Below are 18,908 nucleotides of genomic sequence, written 5' to 3'. Positions count from 1 at the left end.
AAAAGACCGCACCATGGCCAACACATCCTTCGCAGACCGGTTCGACACCCGACTCCCTCGCGAACTGCGCGACCCGGGTGCCCAGCTCACGTGGGACGGTTTCGTGGCCAGCTATGGGCGCTGTGCAGGACCGCTGCGGCTGGGCCGGTGGCGCTGCCTGGACGCCGATCGCCCGGCGGCACGGCTGGGTCTGGCGGGCCGCACCTATCAGGCGACGATCGCCATCGGAGACCGGATCGGCACGTGCACCGCAGCGGCGCACGGCCCGCTGGCCGCGCTCACCGAGATGCTGTACGCGCGTGGAATCACACTGGAGATTCTGGGATTCCATCAACTCCATTGCGGCAACGAGATAGCAACCTTTATCCACGGGTCAGACGGTCGATCGACGGCCTGGGCGGTGGGCTTCGCGCCCGACGCCGGGGCGTCGGCGGTGGATGCCGTCGTCACGTGCGTCAATCGGCTGTTGACCGCAGGGGGAGCGACGTCTGCGGGCGGCGTCCGGAACTAGAGCCGGCGCAAGACGATCGGCATTCCGTCCGCCGCTACGGGCATGCCGCTGTAGTCCCAGCGGGTCTGATAGCCGGGATGCGGCAACTCCAGCCGGTACCGCCGTAGCAGCCGGTGCATGATCGCCTTGACTTCGAGGCGGCCGAAGGTCATGCCGATGCACTTGTGCGCACCGCCGCCGAACGGGCTGAACGCATAGCGGTGCCGCTTGTGCTCGCTACGGGGTTCGGTGAACCGGTCCGGGTCGAATTTCATTGGATCCGTCCACAACTCAGGAAGACGGTGATTCACCCCGGGGTAGGCGATGACGTTGGTGCCCTTGGGCAGGAAGTAGCCCAGGAGTTCGGTGTCGCGGACGGTCTGGCGCATAGCCCACTGCACCGGCGTCACCAGGCGGATCGATTCGTCCATCACCAAGTCGAGCGATTCCAGCTTCTCCAGAGACTCGATGTCGAGCGGTCCGTCGCCCAGGCGGTCCGATTCGTCACGGCAGCGTTGCTGCCATTCCGGGTTGCGGGCGAGGTTATAGGCCATGGAGGTGGCTGCCGACGTCGACGTGTCGTGGGCTGCCATCATCAGAAAAATCATGTGATTGACGATGTCGGTGTCGGAGAACCGGTTGCCCGCCTCGTCTTCGACATGGCACAGCGCGGTGAGGAGGTCCTCGCCCTCTTTGCCGCGATGCTCCTGGACCCGGGCGGTGAAGTAGTCCTCCAGGAGCGCGCGGGCCTTGAGGCCACGCCACCAGGCGAACGGCGGCACGCTGGTTCGGATCACTGCGTTGCCGGAGCGGGTGGTCGTGGTGAACGCCTTGTTGACCTTCGTGACCAGGTCATGGTCGGTGCCGGGCTCGTGCCCCATGAACACCAGCGCGGCGATGTCGAGGGTGAGTTCCTTCATCGCTGGGTGGAGCAGGAAGCGCGGGTCGTCGGTGATCCAGTCGTCGGCGATCACCTGGGAGGCGACCCGGTCGATCTGTTCGACGTAGTTGACCAGGCGGGGGCGGACGAATGCCTCCTGCATGATCCTGCGATGGAACAGGTGTTCCTCGAAGTCGAGCAGCATCAGCCCCCGCTTGAAGAACGGCCCGATCACCGGGACCCATCCCTTTTGCGAATAGTCCTTGTTGCGGTTGGAGTAGACGGCCTGTGTCGCATCGGGTCCCAGCGCTGCGACGGTGGGCAAGACGGGCGAATCACCGAACAACAGTGGGCCGTGCGTGTGGTACTGGCGCATCAGGTAGTCCGGGCCGCCGCGCAGCCACTCGATCATGTGCCCCAGGATGGGCAGCCCGGAGTCGCCGACGACCGGCTTGAGGCCACTGCCCGGGGGCGGCTCGGCGAGCTTCTTCTCCGGGAACTCCGTGTTCAACAGCCGCTTTTCCAGCGCCCCCATACCGGGGAAGTTGTTGAACGACGGCGTGAACCGGCGCTTGGCCTGGTCGATCAGGTACTGCGGCGTGCTGATCGTCGTCACTGACGCTCCTTTGACGCGCCCGACGGGCTGTGGCGCCCGTCACTTTCGCCAATCTTTGGGTCAAACTTGACGACTGTCAAGGCTGATCGCAGCGTGGCGATGTGCGAAGTCCCGAGCCGCGGGGCGCGGGCGTGTCAGGAGCTGATGCGCCGGGTGCGGGAACTAGAGCCGGCGCAGCACGATCGGCATCCCGTCCATCGGGATGGGCATGCCGCCGTAGTCCCAGCGCGGCTGGTAGCCCGGGTGGGCCAGCTCGATCCGGTACTGGCGCAGCAACCGGTGCAGCACCGTCTTGATCTCGAGGCGGCCGAACACCATTCCGATGCACTTGTGCGCGCCGCCACCGAACGGGGCCCAGGCGTAGCGGTGCTTCTTGTGCTCCGAGCGCGGCTCGAGGAACCGCTCCGGGTCGAATTGGCGCGGGTTGGTGTACAGCTCGGGCAGCCAGTGGTTCATTCCCGGCCAGGTCACGATGTTGGTACCGGCCGGCACGAAGTGGCCCAGCAGGTCGGTGTCGCGCACCGCCTGGCGCATGTTGAACGGCAGCGGCGTCACCAGTCGCAGCGACTCGTCCATGACCAGGTCGAGGGTCTCCAGCTTCTCCAGCGACTCGATGTCCAGCGGGCTGTCGCCCAGACGGGTCGACTCGTCGCGCGCCCGGTCCTGCCAGTCCTGGTGTGCGGCCAGGTGGTAGATCATCGTGGTCACCGTCGAGGTGGTGGTGTCGTGGGCGGCCATCATCAAGAAGATCATGTGGTTGACGATGTCGGTGTCAGAGAAGCTGTTGCCGTCCTCGTCGGAGGTGTGGCAGAGCACGGTGAGCATGTCGGTGCCCTCGACCTTGCGGCGCTCCTTGACGCGCTCCACGAAGTAGTCCTCGAGCACCTTGCGGCCCTGCAGGCCCTGCCACCACTTGAACGGCGGCACGCCGGTGCGGATGATCGCGCCCCCGGCCCGGGTGGTCTGCTCGAAGGCACGGTTGACCTTGGTGACCAACTGGTGGTCACTGCCCGGCTCGTGGCCCATGAACACCACCGAGGCGACGTCGAGCGTCAGCTCCTTCATCGCCGGGTACACCAGGAAGCGGTTGTCGTCGGTGGGCCAGTCGGCCACGATCGCCGAGGCCACCCGGTCAATGTCTTCGACGTAGCTGGCCAGCCGGGGCCGGGTGAAGGCGGACTGCATGATCCGCCGGTGCGCCATGTGCTCGTCGAATTCCAGCATCATCAGGCCGCGGTTGAAGAACGGCCCGATCACCGGGAGCCAGCCCTTCTGCGAGAAATCCTTGTTCTTGTTGGTGAAGATCGTCTGGGTGGCGTCGGGACCCAGCGCCACGATCGACGGCAGGATCGGCGAGTCGGCGAAGGTGATGGGGCCGCGGGTGTTGTAGAGGTGCAGCGGGAAATCGGGGCCCTGGCGGAACATCTCGATGATGTGGCCCAGCAGCGGCAGGCCGGAGTCGCCCACGACGGGTTTGAGGCCGCTGCCCGCGGGCGGCTCTGCCAGGGTGTGCTGCGGCCAGTCGACCTTCATCAGCCGCTTTTCGATCAGACCCATGCCGGGGATCGTGTTCACGGTGGGGGTGAACCGGCGTTTTGCCTGGTCGAGCAGGTAACGCGGGGTGCTGATGGTGGTCACAGACGCTCCTCTAGATGCCTGGAAAGGTTGTGGTAACCGTCACTCGGCCCTAATCCTTGAAGTAAGTTTGACGCCTGTCAAGTTTGAATCCGGCTCGGCGTGGTGCAAGGTGCAAAGGTGAGTAGTGAGGTTGACGAGGGAGAGCGGGCTCCCGACGATCTGCCGTTGCGACGGGGCGACAAGCAACGCCAGGCGATTGTGCAGGCGGTACGGGAACTGCTGGAGGAGAAACCCTTCGCAGAACTGTCGGTCAGCACTATCAGCGACCGGGCCGGGGTGGCGCGCTCGGGGTTCTACTTCTACTTCGACTCCAAATACGCCGTGCTCGCCCACATCCTGGCGGAGGCCACCCACGAGCTCGAAGAGCTGACGCACTATTTCGCACCGCGGGGCGCCGACGAATCGGCGGAGGCGTTCGCCCAGCGCATGGTGGGCAGCGCGGCAGCGGTCTACGCCCACAATGATCCGGTGATGTCGGCGTGCAACATGGCGCGCAACAGTGACGCCGAGATCCGGGAGCTGCTGGACGCTCAGATCGATGCGGTGATCACCCAGATCGTCGCCGTGATCGAGGACGAGCTCGCCGCCGGAACGGCGAACCCGATCAGCGACGACATCCCCGCCCTGGTGCGGACCCTGGGCGCGACCACTGCCTACATGCTGTCCGGCGACAGTGCCTTCGTAGGACCCGACGGCGATGTGAGCCGCGGCGTACCGGTGCTCGAGGCGCTGTGGCGCAATGCATTGTGGGGCGGCCGCAGGAGCTAGCGCATCGCGTCCGGGCCCCAGTGGGGGATCGACGCGGCATTGCGCGGTGCCGCCGGTATCGTCTGCACCCATGACACGCGTAGCGCAGTACTACCGGGGCAAGCGGTGCTTCATCACCGGAGCGGCCAGCGGGATCGGACGGGCCACCGCGTTGCGGCTGGCTGAGCATGGTGCCGAGCTGTACCTGACCGACCGCAATGCCGAGGGCCTGGCCGAAACGGTCGCCGACGCACGTGCTCTGGGCGCGCTGGTGCCCGAGCACCGGGCGATCGACGTCGCGGACTACGACGCTGTCGCAGCCTTCGCCGCCGACATCCATGCGCGTCACGAGCCCATGGACGTCGTGATGAACATCGCCGGGGTGTCGGCGTGGGGGACAGTCGACCGGTTGACCCATCAGCAGTGGCGAAAGATGGTCGACATCAACCTGATGGGGCCGATCCACGTCATCGAGTCGTTCCTGCCGCCGATGGTGGCCGGTGGCCGCGGCGGCCACCTGGTCAATGTGTCCTCGGCGGCCGGAATCGTGGCCCTGCCCTGGCATGCGGCCTATTCCGCCAGTAAGTACGGCCTGCGCGGTGTGTCGGAGGTACTGCGCTTCGACCTGGCCCGTCACAAGATCGGGGTGTCGGTGGTGGTTCCGGGTGCGGTCAAGACCGGACTGGTCCACACCGTCGAGATCGCCGGCGTGGACCGCGAGGATCCGAACGTGGAGAAATGGGTGGGCCGTTTTGCCGGTCATGCCGTGTCGCCGGAGAAGGCGGCGGACAAGATCCTGGCCGGGGTGGCACGCAACCGTTACCTGGTTTACACCTCCGGCGACATCCGGGCGCTGTATGCGTTCAAGCGGCTGGCCTGGCTGCCCTACAGCGTGGCCATGCGGCAGGCCAACGTGCTGTTCAGCCGGGCGCTGCGGCCGTCGCGGGAGTCGTTGCGCAGCTCGTGAGCCGCTCAGACGTCAGCGACCGCCCCAGTCCCACGCCGGGGTGTTGAGCAGCCCCAGGCCGGCGATGCGCGTCTCGCCGAAGTCTTTGTAGACCTCGATTTCCGCGGTGTCGCCTCGATCGGCATCGGCGACAGGCACGGCAGACAGCAGTTGCGGCATGCTGCGCGCGTGGGTGACAACCACAACTTGTGTTCGGGCGGCGGCAGCGCGGATGAGTTCGGCCAGGGGCGCCACCAAGTCCGGATGCAGCGACGTCTCGGGCTCATTGAGCACCATCAGTGACGGCGGCTGCGGGCTCAGCAGGGCGGCGGCCCACAGCAGGAAGCGCAGTGTGCCATCGGACAGCTCGGCGGCACGCAGCGGCCGCAGCATGCCCCGTTGGCGCAGCTGCAGGTCAAACATGCCGTCCTGGGAGCTGACCGACAGCGTCGCCCCGTCGAACGCGGCCGCGACCGCACGGTCCAACTCGTCGTCACCGGACTCGATGATGGTCTGCACCGCCGCCGCCAGATCGACGCCGTCACCGGCGAGCACCGGGGTGCGGGTACCCACCTGCGGCCTTCGCACCGGTGCGCCCGAATCCACCCGGAAACCGTCATAGAAACGCCAGTCCCGCAACCGATCACGGACCGCGGCGAGTTCCGGATGCGCCGCGGGGTGGGCGAATTCGGCGAGAACGCTGCGATAGGTGGGCAGGGTCCGCGACAGTTCCTCGACGCCGGAGTCCGTGCTGGACTGCGCAAATGCCCGGATACGGCTCACCAGGGTGGCGCCGCGTCGCGGCACCGGCCCGGCGAACACGATCTCGCGTTTGATCTCCGGATCGTGCGTGAACGCCGAGTCGACACCGGGAGACTGTGGCAACCCCAGGTCAACCAGGTAGCCGAAGTCGTCAGAGGCGAATCCCATCTCGAGTGAGACCGGTCGGGTACGCACGCTGCCCTGAGCGCCTCCTCTGCGGCGTGCTTCGCCGAGCTGTTCGGGGCCGGCCCACAGCACCGATTCCAGACCACCCTCGCGAGCCAGCGAGCCGATCACCTCACCACGCCCGCAGTCGGCCAACAGGCGCAGCGCCCGGTACAGCGACGACTTGCCGGTGCCGTTGGCCCCGGTGACGACCGTGAGCGGACGCAGTGGCAGCACCACCTCACGCAGGGAGCGGTAGCCGCGTACCGCCAGCGTGGTAAGCATGCCCGGCAGGTTATCGCGCGCCTCCGACGCGGTGGGCGTGGTCAGCAGATCTGTCCGGCGGCCCGGGCGCCGAGGATCGGGCGTTCTTGCCTGCCCCGCGGGCCTTCCTTTGCTGGGGTATTGCTGGGTGGCATCGGGTCAGCCCGGGCCTAACTCGACCCGGTTCTGCCGCGGTCATCGTGGTGTCGCTGGTCCCGGCGCTGCTGGGCGTGGGTGGCGGTCGTCGGCAGCGAGGTGCCCGGGGGCGGGCTCGGTTCCCTGCGGCGAATCCGTCGGCAGCCGCACCTGCCGATATGCGCTGAACCCTGGCTCGGGAAGCTTTGCTGGACGGTCGCCGATGGGTTGCTCGGCCCGCGACTTGTCGGTGCTTGGTGGTAGACCTGCGGGTATGAGCAGAAAGTCGTTCGAATGTGAGATGCGACACGCCGACGTGGATGCTGGCGCAAGCTTACGACCAGCGAATTTCAACAATGTTGTTCAGAACATCTAGTATTGACCCCAAGGGATGACCACTAGGTGTAGTGTTCGGAGGACCGACAGGCCCGGGATCGTCCAGTTAGTCGGGCCGCGGCAGCCGGCACCTATTCGGTGCTCTGCCACGGCTGCGGAACTGGGGAACGCACCGTCCTGGCGGCCCGTTGAACGTAGTGCACGATCCGTCATCCAACTCGTTGTCGACGATTCGCTGAGGAGCCTGCCGCCATGAGCGTCACCGTTTACACCAAGCCCGCGTGCGTGCAGTGCAACGCCACCTACAAGGCGCTGGACAAGCAGGGCATCGCTTACGAGAAGGTTGACATCTCGCTGGACCCCGACGCCCGTGACTACGTCATGGCGCTGGGATACCTGCAGGCCCCGGTCGTGGTGGCCGGAGACCAGCACTGGTCGGGATTCCGGCCGGACCGGATCAAGGCGCTGTCGCAGACAGCGATGAGCGCGTAGGCCGGCCGTCGGTCGGGTACGGGTGGGGTCTGACTGAGAGCTGAAGGGGGTCGCCATGTCTGCGGATTCGCGATGCAGCCTGGTGTATTTCTCTTCGGTGTCGGAGAACACCCACCGCTTCGTGCAGAAGCTGGGCCTGCCGGCCATCCGGATCCCGCTGCACGGGCGCATCGAAGTCGACCACCCTTACGTATTGGTCCTGCCGACCTACGGCGGCGGACGTCAGCAGCCCGATATGAACGAGGGCGGCTACGTGCCCAAGCAGGTCATCGCTTTTTTGAACAATGAACACAACCGGGGGCTGCTGCGCGGCGTGATCGCCGCCGGCAACACCAACTTCGGTGCGGAGTTCTGCTATGCGGGCAATGTGGTGTCGCGCAAGTGCGGGGTGCCGTACCTGTATCGATTCGAATTGATGGGAACCGACGAGGACGTACAAGCCGTCCGCGCGGGTTTGGCTGATTTCTGGAAGGACGAGGCATGCCACCAACCGCTGCAACTGCAGAGCAGGTAACCCCGACCACTCGCAGCGTTCCGGTGGGCGAGCTGGACTACCACGCGCTCAACGCGATGCTCAATCTGTACGACGCCGAGGGCAAGATCCAGTTCGACATGGATGTGCTGGCCGCCCGCCAGTACTTCTTGGAGCACGTCAACCAGAACACGGTGTTCTTCCACAATCAGGACGAGAAGCTCGACTACCTGATCCAGAAGGAGTACTACGAGCGCGAGGTGCTCGACCAGTACTCGCGCAACTTCGTCAAGTCTCTACTGGATCGGGCCTACGCCAAGAAGTTTCGGTTCCCCACCTTCTTGGGGGCCTTCAAGTACTACACCTCGTACACGCTGAAGACCTTCGACGGCAAGCGTTACCTTGAGCGGTTCGAAGACCGGGTGTGCATGGTGGCGCTGACCCTGGCCGCCGGTGACACCAAGCTGGCCGAGCAACTGGTCGAGGAGATCATCGACGGCCGCTTCCAGCCGGCCACCCCGACATTCTTGAACTCCGGCAAGAAGCAGCGTGGCGAGGCGGTCAGCTGTTTCCTGCTTCGCATCGAAGACAACATGGAGTCGATCGGCCGATCGATCAACTCCGCCCTGCAGCTGTCCAAGCGTGGCGGGGGAGTCGCCTTGCTGCTGAGCAACGTTCGTGAGCACGGCGCCCCGATCAAGAACATCGAGAACCAGTCTTCCGGCGTCATTCCGATCATGAAGCTGCTGGAGGACTCGTTCTCCTACGCCAACCAGCTCGGCGCCCGTCAGGGTGCTGGTGCGGTGTACCTGCACGCCCACCACCCCGACATCTACCGCTTCCTGGACACCAAGCGGGAGAACGCCGACGAGAAGATCCGGATCAAGACGCTGAGCTTGGGCGTGGTGATCCCCGACATCACCTTCGAGCTGGCGAAGAAGAACGAGGACATGTACCTGTTCTCGCCTTACGACGTCGAGAGGTTCTACGGGGTGCCGTTCGCCGACATCTCCGTCAGCGAGAAGTACTACGAGATGGTCGACAACCCGGCAATCCGCAAGACCAAGATCAAGGCGCGCGAGTTCTTCCAGACCCTGGCCGAGCTGCAGTTCGAATCCGGCTACCCCTACATCATGTTCGAGGACACGGTGAACCGGGCCAACCCGATCGCCGGCAAGATCACCCACTCGAACCTGTGCTCGGAGATCCTGCAGGTCTCCACTCCGTCGGAGTTCAACGCCGACCTGTCCTACGCCAAGGTGGGCAAGGACATCTCCTGCAACCTGGGTTCGCTCAACATCGCCAAGGCGATGGACTCACCCGACTTCGGCCAGACCATCGAGGTCGCCATCCGGGCGTTGACCGCGGTGTCGGATCAGACCCACATCTGGTCGGTACCGTCGATCGAGCACGGCAACAACGAGTCGCACGCCATCGGTTTGGGTCAGATGAACCTGCACGGGTACCTGGCTCGGGAGCGGATCTTCTACGGCTCCGAAGAGGGCATCGACTTCACCAACATCTACTTCTACACGGTGCTCTACCACGCCCTGCGCGCCTCCAATCGCCTTGCCCTGGAAAGGGGAAAGGCGTTCGCGGGCTTCGAACAGTCCAAGTACGCCTCTGGCGAGTTCTTCGACAAGTACACCGAGCAGGTGTGGGAGCCCAAGACGGAGCGGGTGCGGCAGCTGTTCGCCGATGCAGGCATCCGGATTCCGAACCAGGACGACTGGCGCCGGCTCAAGGCATCGGTGCAGGAGCACGGGATCTACAACCAGAATCTGCAGGCCGTGCCCCCGACCGGTTCGATCTCCTACATCAACCACTCGACTTCGTCGATCCACCCGATCGTGGCGCGCGTCGAGATCCGCAAAGAAGGCAAGATCGGCCGGGTCTACTACCCAGCGCCCTACATGACCAACGACAACCTGGAGTACTACGAGGACGCGTACGAGATCGGCTACGAGAAGATCATCGACACCTACGCCGCGGCCACCCAGCACGTGGACCAGGGGCTGAGCTTGACACTGTTCTTCAAGGACACCGCGACCACGCGCGATGTGAACAAGGCTCAGATCTACGCCTGGCGCAAGGGAATCAAGACGTTGTACTACATCCGCCTGCGGCAGATGGCGCTGGAGGGCACCGAGGTGGAGGGTTGCGTGTCCTGCATGCTGTAGGCGGCTTCGCGGTCAGCTGCTCGATCGGCGTCGGCGTCGCCGTGCGAGCAGGAAACTCCGTCGGCTAGGCGAATGTATGGGCTGCACCGCCGATGGTGCTGTGTGAATGGCTTTGCCCTTTCCGGGCCATTCCGGCACTAACCGGTCGGGCCCAGGGAACATACTGTTGAGGCACTGATTTATCGGACACGATAATTAGAAGGAGTCTGTTTAGCTTGAGCGATATCAGCAAGGTTCTTGTCTTGGGCACCGGTGTTCTAGGCGCGCAGATTGCGTTTCAAACCGCTTACAAGGGTTTCTCGGTCACCGCGTACGACATCAACGAAGCGGCTTTGGCTGCGGCGAAGACCACGTTCACTGGACTGGTGGACACTTACCGGGCCGCGTTTCCCGATGCAGAGGCTGAAGCTGCCGATAAAGCCCTCGCCCGCATCGGCTACTCCTGCGATCTGGCTGCGGCGGTCGCCGATGCGGACATTGTGATCGAGGCGATCCCAGAGATCCTACAGCTCAAACGGGATACGTTTGCCAAGCTCAATCAGGCGGCGCCGGAGCGGACGATCTTCGCCACAAACTCGTCGTCGCTGTTGCCCAGTGCGATTGCGGACGCGACAGGGCGGCCAGACAGATTCCTGGCCATGCATTTCGCCAACATGGTGTGGCAATTCAACACTGCGGAGATCATGGGCACGCCGCAAACCTCGCCGGAGGTTTTCGAAACCGTGGTTGAGTTTGCGAAGGAGATCGGAATGGTCCCCATTCCGATCAAGAAGGAGGTCGCCGGCTACCTGCTGAATTCGCTGCTGATCCCGTTCCTCAACGCTGCACTGTCGCTGGTCGCCGGCGGCTATGCCGAACCCAATGTGGTCGACGAGGTGTGGCGAACCGACACAGGCTCTCCGATGGGCCCGTTCCAGATTTACGACATCATCGGACTGAGTACCCCGTACAACATGATGGCCCACGGTGACGAGCACGACCAGAAACTCGCCGCGTGGCTCAAAGAGAACTACATCGACAAGGGTCGTACCGGAGCAGCCGCGGGCGCTGGCTTCTACGACTACAACCAATAGGCGCCTACGGCTTCTCCACCGCGTTCGCCTGGGTCAACGACCGATTCGGAGTGTCCTGGCAGCTCAACCTGCCCTGAGCGTATTCAGGCCGGCCGGGGCACCGAGGCGGCCCGGCCCTGCCCGATCCAGGTGGGGATGGCTCGACGCACATCGGTGGGTCCCGACAGTGCGACACCGCCGTCGCGCATGGCAACTGACCAACCGAGGTCCCCGCGCCAGATCCGGGTCAGGACGGCCAGGCTGGTCTCGACAGTGCCGGTCACCTCGTAACCGGGGTCGAAGTCGCACACCTCGGCCTCGCCGTTGGCGACCACCAGCCACCATCGCGACGCCTTGGCAGGCACCCCGCCCAGAGTGAATTCCAGGGTGGTGCGTGTCCGCGGCCAGTTACCGATCGGGATGGTGCGGCGGATGTCCCAGAACAGCAGGTGCGGGTCGAGGTCGGCGTCGCCGAGGTCGCCGATCCAACGCACCCCCCACGCGGTGAGCGCCTCCACCACCCCGGCCAGCTCTTTGCCGCATGGGGTGAGGGAATACGTTGCACGGCCGTCGGTTTCGGTGCGCTCGACGACTCCGGCGCGGACCAGCGACTTGAGCCGCTTGGAGAGCAGCGCCGGCGACATCTTGGGGACGCCGCGGCGCAGATCGTTGAAGTGGGTGCTGCCGAGCAGCAGTTCGCGCACCACCAGCAATGTCCAGCGTTCATCGAGCAGCTCCATAGCCTTGGCCATGGGGCAGAACTGGTTGTATCCCGACATCTGCGTACCTTTCGTGGACCACCTGAAATCTATGGTCTCGCAGCCCGCCTGCCCAGTACAGATTCTGTAGCGCGGTCGCTACAGATCTAGTACTGGATGCGTGTGCCGGGCGGACCGACGATGGGCTCACAGGGTTCGACAGGAAGGTGAATCGATGACCGCTGTAGTCAATGACATTGAGGCCAAGCACCGTGCGCTGTGGGCGTTGGGTGACTATGCGGCGATAGCCGCCGACGTGGTGGCGCCGTTGGGGCCGGAACTGGTGAGCGCCTGCGGGATCGGGCCGGCCGACCGCGTGCTCGATGTTGCCGCGGGAACCGGCAATGCCGCGATCCCCGCTGCGGCCACCGGCGCGCGCGTCGTGGCCAGCGATCTCTGCCCGCAATTGGTGCAACGCGGGCGCGAGACGGCCGCGGAACGCGGTGTGGTGCTGGATTGGCGCGAGGCCAACGCCGAGGCGCTGCCGTTCGACGACGACGAGTTCGACGTGGTGATGTCCTGCATCGGCGTGATGTTCGCACCACACCATCAGTCGGCTGCCGACGAGCTGATCCGCGTCTGCCGCTCCGGTGGCCGCATCGGTGTGATCAGTTGGACGCCTGAGGGTTTCATCGGGCAACTGTTCGCCACCATGAAGCCGTACGTGCCTGCGCCCCCGGCGGGGGTCGGCGCGCCGCCGCTGTGGGGCGGCGAACCCTATGCGCGCGCCCTGCTCGGGGAACGGGTTGCCGATGTGGCGATGCAACGTCGCGAACTGCCGGTCTCCGCCTTCGCCGACGGCGCCGCGTTCCGGGACTACTTCAAGGCGAATTACGGGCCGACCATCGCCGCCTACCGGGGCATCGCCGACGACCCGGATCGCGTGGCCGCACTCGACGCCGACATCGCGGCGTTGGGCGATCGCGCGCTGCGCAGCGGGTCGATGGGTTGGGAGTATCTGCTGCTGACCGCCCGTAAGCGCTGATTCGGGCCGGCGGGCACTGCGGGGCCAGTCCTCGCGCGCTTTGCGCTGGTCCTGAAGCCCCTCGGTAGCCTGAGGCGGTGAACCCGACCTCCCTCACCCTCGGCTACGTCCCCGGCGGGACGCCCGCGAAGTGGGCACGAGTGTGGGCGGAACGGCATCCGGACATTCCGTTGCTGCTGCACCCCGTGGAAGCCGCCGAGGCGGCCGCCGCGGTGCGGGCCGGCACCGTCGACCTGGCGCTGCTGCGGCCGGGGCCCGACACCGCGGGGCTGGCTGGTATCCCGCTCTACGAGGAGACGACGGTGGTCGTGGTGCCCAAAGACCACGTCTTCAGCGCCGTTGATGAGATCACCTCGGCGGACCTCGACGGCGAGCCGTTGCTGCTTCCACTCGACGACGTCGTCGGCTGGGCGGAGGCGCCGGGCAACCCGATCGACCATCGCCCGGAAACCACCAAGGACGCAATAGAACTCGTCGCCGCCGGGTTGGGCGCGCTGATCGTTCCGCAGTCACTGGCGCGGCTGTATCACCGCAAAGACCTGACGTACCGCCGGATCAGCGACGCGCCCACCTGCCCGGTGTCGCTCGCCTTCCCCGAAGGACCGCAGTCGGAGCTGGTGGACGAGTTCGTCGGCATCGTGCGCGGCCGCAGACCCGGTTCGTCGCGGGGCCAGTCCGAGCCCGCACCGAAGCGCAGCGCGCGGGAGAAGACCCTTGCCAAGCAGGCCGCCCGAGCCGCCGCCGGCAAGGTCGCACGCAAGCCGGGCCGAGCTCAGCGCGGCCGACGCTGACGTAGTCGACGTGCGCCCTCAGTGGGTGTGCGCCGGCCCTTCCTGGCCCCGGTACAGCCGGGTGAGCAGCAGATCGCGGAAGCGCGCGTTGTCGAGCAGCTTGAGTCCGGCGTTGGCCAGTGCCGGCTTGCCGGCCAGTTTGTGGAAGAACCGGCCGCGCCGGTACTCACGGCCCCAGGCCGCCTCCATCCGCTGCGCGTAGTTGGTGAAATCGTCGGGTCCGCCGTTGAGCAGCGCCGACACCGCACACTCGCCGGCGGCCAGTCCCGACTCCAGCGCCTTGGAGATCCCGGCGCCCGAGGTCGGCCTGCCGGCACCCAAGGAGTCTCCGGCGAACAGCACGCCCGGCCGCCAGGGCGGCCACGCGGTGAAGCCCATGGGCAGGCGCCAGGCACGCACGGTCTTGGACTGCTTGAGTTCGCTGATCGACGGCAGTTCCCACTCCCGTGGCAGCGTCTCGAGGAAGTCGCCGAGGAAGTGGGTGGCGTTGATGGCCTGCCAGTTCTTGTAGCTGTTGACGTAACCCAGGCCGATGTTGACCCGGCCGCCACCCAGCGGGAACACCCACCCGTAGCCGGGCAGCTGGTCGCCCTGAAAGACCAGCTTCAGATAGATGTCGAGGGAGTCGACGTCCGGCCGGACGGCGGGCATCTCGGCCCGGATCGCGATCGCGGAGTAGCCGTTGTAGGCCGAGTCGAGCTTCAGCGCCCGCTTGATGGGCGAGTAGGCGCCGTCGGCGGCGATCACCGCGTCGGCCAGCACCTTCTCGCCGCCCTTGAGCAGCACACCGACCACGCGGCCCGTGTCGTCGAGCACCGGGCCGGCGGCCTCGGCCGACTGCCGGACCTGCGCACCGGCCGATTCGGCATGCTTGAGCAGCAGCGTGTCCAGCTCGGGCCGGCGTGCGACGTAGCCGTGGTCGGGCATGCCCGGGCGGCGCGGAAACGACAGCTCCCACTCGCTGGGGCTGAACACCTTCACCCGGTTCACCCGGTGGAACTTGTCCACCTCCTCGGCCAGGCCCATCTTCTGCAGATAGCTGACCGCCCGCGCGGTCAGCCCATCACCGCAGGGCTTATCCCGCGGGAACTCCGCCTTGTCCAAGACCACGACGCTCGCGCCGGCCTGCCTGGCCTGCCAGGCGGCCGCCGACCCTGCTGGACCTCCGCCGACAACTGCAAGGTCGAATCGCTGCACCACAGCGGCGATGGTAGCCGACCGCCGGTCTGCCCAGGTCAGCGACGGCAACGCTGTAAGGTGCTTGACGTGCGCGGAACCCCTAAACCCAAGCCGACCGAAAATGGTGGGCAGAAGGTCGACGCGCGCAGTGAGCGTTGGCGTGAGCACCGCAAGAAGGTCCGCCGCGAGATCGTCGACGCCGCCTTCCGGTCCATCGACCGGGTTGGCCCCGAAGTGAGCGTGCGCGAGATCGCCGAGGAAGCCGGCACCGCCAAGCCCAAGATCTACCGGCACTTCGCCGACAAGGACGACTTGTTCGAGGCGGTCGGCGCCCGGCTGCGTGATGACCTGTGGACGGCGATCTTCGCCTCCATCGATGTCGCCACCAACTCGCTGCGCGACATCGTCCAGCGCAGCGTCGAAGAGTACGTCGCGTTGGTGGACGAGCACCCCAATGTCCTGCGGTTCTTCATCCAGGGAAGGGCGCGCGCGCAGTCCGAGTCGCGGATGCGTGCTCTCAACGAGGGCCGGACCATCACATTGGCGATGGCCGAGATGATCAACAACGAACTACAGGACCTGGACCTCAACCGCGGGGCGCTGGATCTGGCCGCTTTCGCGGCGTTCGGGAGTGCTACCTCTGCCACCGACTGGTGGCTGGGGCCGGAACTGGACAGCCCGCGGCGCATGCCCCGCGAGACTTTTGTGGATTACCTGACCACGATCATGATCAGCGTTGTCAGTGGAACCGCCCAGAACCTCGGCATCGAGATGGACCCTGATCAGCCGATCCATTCGGCGGTCCGGACTCAACCGGTCGCCTGAACGCCTGTTCGGCTGATCCAGGCGGGGTCGCTAGAACCCGAGGTCGAGCAAGATGCTGATGGTGTCCACGACCAGTGGTTTGGTGGCCTCCAGAAATTCGGTGGTGGCCGCGGTGATGAAGTCGGACAACGCGGTGAACGCCTGCTGCAGGGGCTCCGGCAGCACTTCGTAGATCGCCCCCATCAGGACGTTGGGGATGATCAGGCTCTGATTGATCAAACCGGAGACCAGCGAGGCCAGCTGGATGTAGATCGCCTCGGCTTCGGGAAGCGGTGGGGCGGTGTAGTCCGGCAGGACGCCGTTGGCGCCGGCGGCGATCAGGTTGGCCAGCACCTCGGCGGCCGGTTTGGGGGTGCCGTCGTCGGTGAACAGCCCGAAGTTGGCCTCGTGGTTGAGCATTCCGGTCGCCACATCTTGCGCGCTGTAGACAAACGCCGGGCCGGTGAACGGGAGCTTTGACCAGGCGATCAGGAAGTCTTCGAGGAAGCTGGCCTGTACGGCTTCGCTCACTCCGAACACCGGGGTGGTGGGAAGGCCGTACTCGGTGGCCCAGATCTTCAGATCGCCGTCACCGTTGGCGGCCATGATCGCATTCAGGGCCAGAACCTGGTCCAGAGGTGAATTGGTCACGCCCAGTCCTGCGGAGAACGGCATCGTGTAGTGGTAGGGGTGGTAGCTCACCGCGTCGAAATAGCCCTGGGCCCCACTGGCGTACATCTGCTCCAGGAACTCCTGGGGACTGACGCTGAGCCCGGCGATGGTGGTGGTCGCGCCCAGCGCTCCGGCCAGCACGGTGGCGTCGGGGTCGACATCCTTGATCGCGGCGTAGGCGGCCTGCAGCACGGTGGTGTAGGACTCGGCGCTGACCGGGGAGTAGAAGATCACCCCGTTGGGTTCGTTCCAGATCTCATAGGCCGAGATTTCGTCGCCGTAGCGTTCGGCGACCTCGGCGGCGAAATTCGCATAGGCGGTCGGGTCGGGTGCGCCGGAGATGATGGGGCCGTTCCAGGCGGGAGTGCCGGTGATGGCGGCGGTGATCGTAAAGCCCATCGAATGCGCCGTGGTGATCACGGTGTCCATCTGGGCCCATTCGTAGGTGGTGGCCGTGGGCTGGATGTAGAGCCACGGCACGCCCAGGCGCAGATCGGTGACCCCGAGATCGCGGACCTCGGCGAGCTGGGCAACAAGGTCGGCTTGACTCAGGTTGTACAGCTCGGAGTCGGCCACCCCGAACACCTGGGTGCTGACATCGCTGGTCTCTGCGTTGACAAGGCTGACCGTCTCCAGGTGGATCAGTTGCGGCGCGGCGAGCGACGGGGCGGCGCCGGGGCGCGCGGACGGCAGGCTGGCGGCGCCGGTCAGGGCGCAGACAGCAAGCATGGCTGCGGCGAGGGCCGTGTAGATGCGACGCACAGTGATCAAGGGACCGCCTCGACAGTGGTGGTGGGGGTTGAGCGTATCGCCGAGGCGGGGGAGATTTCAGGCCGAAACGAAGACGTTTACGGCTGTGTCATGTGGCGGCTGATTGGTGACTATCTGCCGTTGACGGGCGCATGCCGGGGCAAACAGACTGGACAGCGAACCCAAGGGAGGGATGCGCGATGACGCTGACCGATCACACCGCCGAGGACGCCGGACGCCAGACTCCGGTACACACCCGGGCGCTCATCATCGGGACCGGGTTCTCCGGCCTGGGCATGGGCATCGCCCTGCAGAAACAGGGCGTGGACTTCGTCATCGTGGAGAAGGCTGACGAGATCGGCGGGACCTGGCGGGAAAACACCTACCCGGGCTGCGCCTGCGACGTGCCGTCACATCTCTACTCGTTCTCCTTCGAACCGAAGGCCACCTGGAGCAAGTTGTTTTCGCCGCAGCCGGAGATCTTGGACTACCTCAAGGGCGTCACCGACAAGTACGGCCTGCGTCGCCGGATCCGGTTCGGTGAACGCGTCGAGCGCGCGATCTGGGACGACGAGGAATACCGGTGGCATGTGTTCACCGACTCCGGGCAGGAGTACGTGGCGCAGTTCGTCATCTCCGGCGCAGGTGGGCTGCACATTCCACGTCTGCCGGAGATCGAGGGGCTAGAGCAGTTCGAGGGCGCGATGTTCCACTCCGCCCAGTGGGATCACTCCGTCGATCTGGCCGGCAAGAAGGTCGCGGTGATCGGCACCGGCGCCAGTGCCATCCAGATCGTTCCGGAGCTGGTGCGCAACGCCGATGTCGCGCAGGTGCAGCTGTATCAGCGCACCCCGCCGTGGGTGGTGCCACGGCCCAACTCGCCGTTTCCCCGGGCTTTGCTCACCGCGTTCGCGACGGTCCCAGGACTGCGGCTGGCGGTGCGCTGGGGGATCTACTGGTGGCTGGAGGGCCTGGGCTACGCGATGACCAGACGTCCCAGCCTGCTGCGCGCCGTCGAATTCGTGGCGAAGTGGAACATCAGGCGCAATGTGCGTGACAAGGAGCTGCGTCGCCGGCTCACCCCGAATTACCGCGCCGGCTGCAAACGGATCCTGTACTCGCCCAACTACTATCAGGCGGTAGCCGACCCCAAGACGACACTGATCACCGAGCGGATCACCCGGATCACGCCGACCGGCATCCTCACCGCCGACGGCGCCGAGCATCCCGTCGACGTCATCGTGGCCGCCACCGGCTTCCACGTCACCGACTCCTACACCTATGTCGACGTCAAGGGGCCGCACGGCGAAGATCTGGTGGACCGCTGGAACCGTGAGGGAGTGGTCGCCCACCGCGGCATCGCGGTGGCCGACATGCCCAACCTGTTCTTCCTGCTCGGCCCCAACACCGCGCTCGGCCACACCTCGGTGGTGATCATGATCGAGTCGCAGATCCGCTACGTCGCGCAGGCGATCGCCGCGGCTGATCAAGCCGGTGCCCAGGCGCTGGCGCCCAGTCGGGCCGCTCAGGACCGCTACAACGCCGAATTGCAGGACAAGCTCGCCGGCTCGGTGTGGATCACCGGCGGATGCAACAGTTGGTACCTCGACGAGCACGGCGTCAACCGGACTCTGTGGAGCGGCATGACCTGGCAGTACTGGCAGGACACCCGCACGTTGCGGCCGAGCGAGTACCGGTTTTCCGGCGTGGCGTGACACGACACGCAGACCACAACTTCTTGTGTTGGCGCGGGTTGTCGGCCCCCAGGGGTAGTGTCAGAGGCCTAGATTTCGG

The 18,908-nt window shown here is 65.7% G+C and carries 18 protein-coding genes; 12 read left to right on the top strand and 6 right to left on the bottom strand.

The features are described 5' to 3' along the window. Positions 1-13 precede the first annotated feature (13 nt). The gene (locus tag AWC18_RS11295; protein WP_064999721.1) at positions 14-511 is read left to right on the top strand and encodes a 2-isopropylmalate synthase; all 498 of its coding nucleotides are present in this window, start codon (positions 14-16) and stop codon (positions 509-511) included. Here AWC18_RS11295 and AWC18_RS11290 read toward each other — a convergent pair. Next, positions 508-1,986: a cytochrome P450 gene (locus tag AWC18_RS11290; protein WP_085138776.1), complete on the bottom strand. Its 1,479-nt coding sequence runs from the start codon at positions 1,984-1,986 to the stop codon at positions 508-510. The genes AWC18_RS11295 and AWC18_RS11290 overlap by 4 nt on opposite strands. Before the next feature lie 162 nt (positions 1,987-2,148). Continuing rightward, positions 2,149-3,624 carry a cytochrome P450 gene (locus AWC18_RS11285; RefSeq protein ID WP_085138775.1) on the bottom strand — a complete coding sequence of 492 codons (1,476 nt, stop codon included), beginning with the start codon at positions 3,622-3,624 and terminating at the stop codon, positions 2,149-2,151. Between the two features lie 117 nt (positions 3,625-3,741). On the opposite strand from AWC18_RS11285, the gene AWC18_RS11280 reads away from it, so the two are divergent. Both AWC18_RS11280 and AWC18_RS11275 read left to right on the top strand, forming a co-directional pair. Then, the gene (locus AWC18_RS11280; protein ID WP_085138834.1) at positions 3,742-4,392 is read left to right on the top strand and encodes a TetR/AcrR family transcriptional regulator; all 651 of its coding nucleotides are present in this window, start codon (positions 3,742-3,744) and stop codon (positions 4,390-4,392) included. A gap of 70 nt (positions 4,393-4,462) precedes the next feature. Next, positions 4,463-5,338 (top strand): SDR family oxidoreductase, encoded by an 876-nt coding sequence (locus AWC18_RS11275; protein ID WP_085138774.1) that lies wholly within the window; start codon positions 4,463-4,465, stop codon positions 5,336-5,338. A gap of 12 nt (positions 5,339-5,350) precedes the next feature. On the opposite strand, the gene AWC18_RS11270 is transcribed toward AWC18_RS11275, so the two are convergent. Continuing rightward, positions 5,351-6,529, bottom strand: a complete 1,179-nt coding sequence (locus AWC18_RS11270; RefSeq protein WP_085138773.1) for an AAA family ATPase — start codon at positions 6,527-6,529, stop codon at positions 5,351-5,353. Positions 6,530-7,231: 702 nt separating this feature from the next. On the opposite strand from AWC18_RS11270, the gene AWC18_RS11265 reads away from it, so the two are divergent. The 5 genes from AWC18_RS11265 (at position 7,232) to AWC18_RS21085 (ending at position 11,273) form a co-directional block, all read left to right on the top strand. Further along, positions 7,232-7,471 carry a redoxin NrdH gene (locus AWC18_RS11265; RefSeq protein WP_064999725.1) on the top strand — a complete coding sequence of 80 codons (240 nt, stop codon included), beginning with the start codon at positions 7,232-7,234 and terminating at the stop codon, positions 7,469-7,471. Between the two features lie 55 nt (positions 7,472-7,526). Beyond that, positions 7,527-7,985, top strand: coding sequence for a class Ib ribonucleoside-diphosphate reductase assembly flavoprotein NrdI (nrdI, locus tag AWC18_RS11260; protein ID WP_085138772.1), 459 nt, complete (start codon positions 7,527-7,529; stop codon positions 7,983-7,985). Next, positions 7,952-10,123 carry a class 1b ribonucleoside-diphosphate reductase subunit alpha gene (gene nrdE, locus AWC18_RS11255; protein WP_085138771.1) on the top strand — a complete coding sequence of 724 codons (2,172 nt, stop codon included), beginning with the start codon at positions 7,952-7,954 and terminating at the stop codon, positions 10,121-10,123. The genes nrdI and nrdE overlap by 34 nt, the downstream gene beginning before the upstream one ends. Positions 10,124-10,338: 215 nt before the next feature. Next, positions 10,339-11,196, top strand: coding sequence for a 3-hydroxyacyl-CoA dehydrogenase (locus AWC18_RS11250; protein WP_085138770.1), 858 nt, complete (start codon positions 10,339-10,341; stop codon positions 11,194-11,196). Then, positions 11,193-11,273 (top strand): VOC family protein, encoded by an 81-nt coding sequence (locus AWC18_RS21085; RefSeq protein ID WP_234806506.1) that lies wholly within the window; start codon positions 11,193-11,195, stop codon positions 11,271-11,273. The genes AWC18_RS11250 and AWC18_RS21085 overlap by 4 nt, the downstream gene beginning before the upstream one ends. 6 nt (positions 11,274-11,279) lie before the next feature. On the opposite strand, the gene AWC18_RS11240 is transcribed toward AWC18_RS21085, so the two are convergent. Next, positions 11,280-11,954 carry a winged helix-turn-helix transcriptional regulator gene (locus AWC18_RS11240; protein ID WP_085138768.1) on the bottom strand — a complete coding sequence of 225 codons (675 nt, stop codon included), beginning with the start codon at positions 11,952-11,954 and terminating at the stop codon, positions 11,280-11,282. A gap of 154 nt (positions 11,955-12,108) precedes the next feature. Here AWC18_RS11240 and AWC18_RS11235 point away from each other — a divergent pair, with 154 nt between their 5' ends. Both AWC18_RS11235 and AWC18_RS11230 read left to right on the top strand, forming a co-directional pair. Further along, the gene (locus tag AWC18_RS11235) at positions 12,109-12,918 is read left to right on the top strand and encodes a class I SAM-dependent methyltransferase (protein ID WP_085138767.1); all 810 of its coding nucleotides are present in this window, start codon (positions 12,109-12,111) and stop codon (positions 12,916-12,918) included. A 77-nt stretch (positions 12,919-12,995) separates the two neighbouring features. Beyond that, positions 12,996-13,709, top strand: a complete 714-nt coding sequence (locus tag AWC18_RS11230) for a LysR family substrate-binding domain-containing protein (RefSeq protein ID WP_085138766.1) — start codon at positions 12,996-12,998, stop codon at positions 13,707-13,709. Positions 13,710-13,727: 18 nt separating this feature from the next. Here the strand turns inward: AWC18_RS11230 and AWC18_RS11225 are convergent, their stop codons facing one another. Continuing rightward, positions 13,728-14,909 carry an NAD(P)/FAD-dependent oxidoreductase gene (locus tag AWC18_RS11225; protein WP_064999730.1) on the bottom strand — a complete coding sequence of 394 codons (1,182 nt, stop codon included), beginning with the start codon at positions 14,907-14,909 and terminating at the stop codon, positions 13,728-13,730. A 57-nt stretch (positions 14,910-14,966) separates the two neighbouring features. Between AWC18_RS11225 and AWC18_RS11220 the strand changes: the two genes are divergently transcribed. After that, a complete protein-coding gene (locus tag AWC18_RS11220) occupies positions 14,967-15,713 on the top strand; it encodes a TetR/AcrR family transcriptional regulator (RefSeq protein WP_085138765.1) in 747 nt (248 codons plus the stop codon). Positions 15,714-15,743: 30 nt separating this feature from the next. Here the strand turns inward: AWC18_RS11220 and AWC18_RS11215 are convergent, their stop codons facing one another. After that, positions 15,744-17,126 carry a cellulase family glycosylhydrolase gene (locus AWC18_RS11215; protein WP_234806505.1) on the bottom strand — a complete coding sequence of 461 codons (1,383 nt, stop codon included), beginning with the start codon at positions 17,124-17,126 and terminating at the stop codon, positions 15,744-15,746. Between the two features lie 188 nt (positions 17,127-17,314). Between AWC18_RS11215 and AWC18_RS11210 the strand changes: the two genes are divergently transcribed. Beyond that, on the top strand, positions 17,315-18,829 hold the full coding sequence (locus AWC18_RS11210; RefSeq protein ID WP_085138763.1) for a flavin-containing monooxygenase: 1,515 nt from the start codon (positions 17,315-17,317) through the stop codon (positions 18,827-18,829). The last annotated feature ends 79 nt before the right edge of the window (positions 18,830-18,908 follow it).

It is taken from the genome of Mycolicibacter nonchromogenicus (genome assembly GCF_002101775.1).
Lineage (GTDB): Bacteria > Actinomycetota > Actinomycetes > Mycobacteriales > Mycobacteriaceae > Mycobacterium > Mycobacterium nonchromogenicum.
The sequence above is the reverse complement of the archived record's forward strand: the minus strand, read 5'-3'. Positions and strand labels throughout refer to the sequence as shown.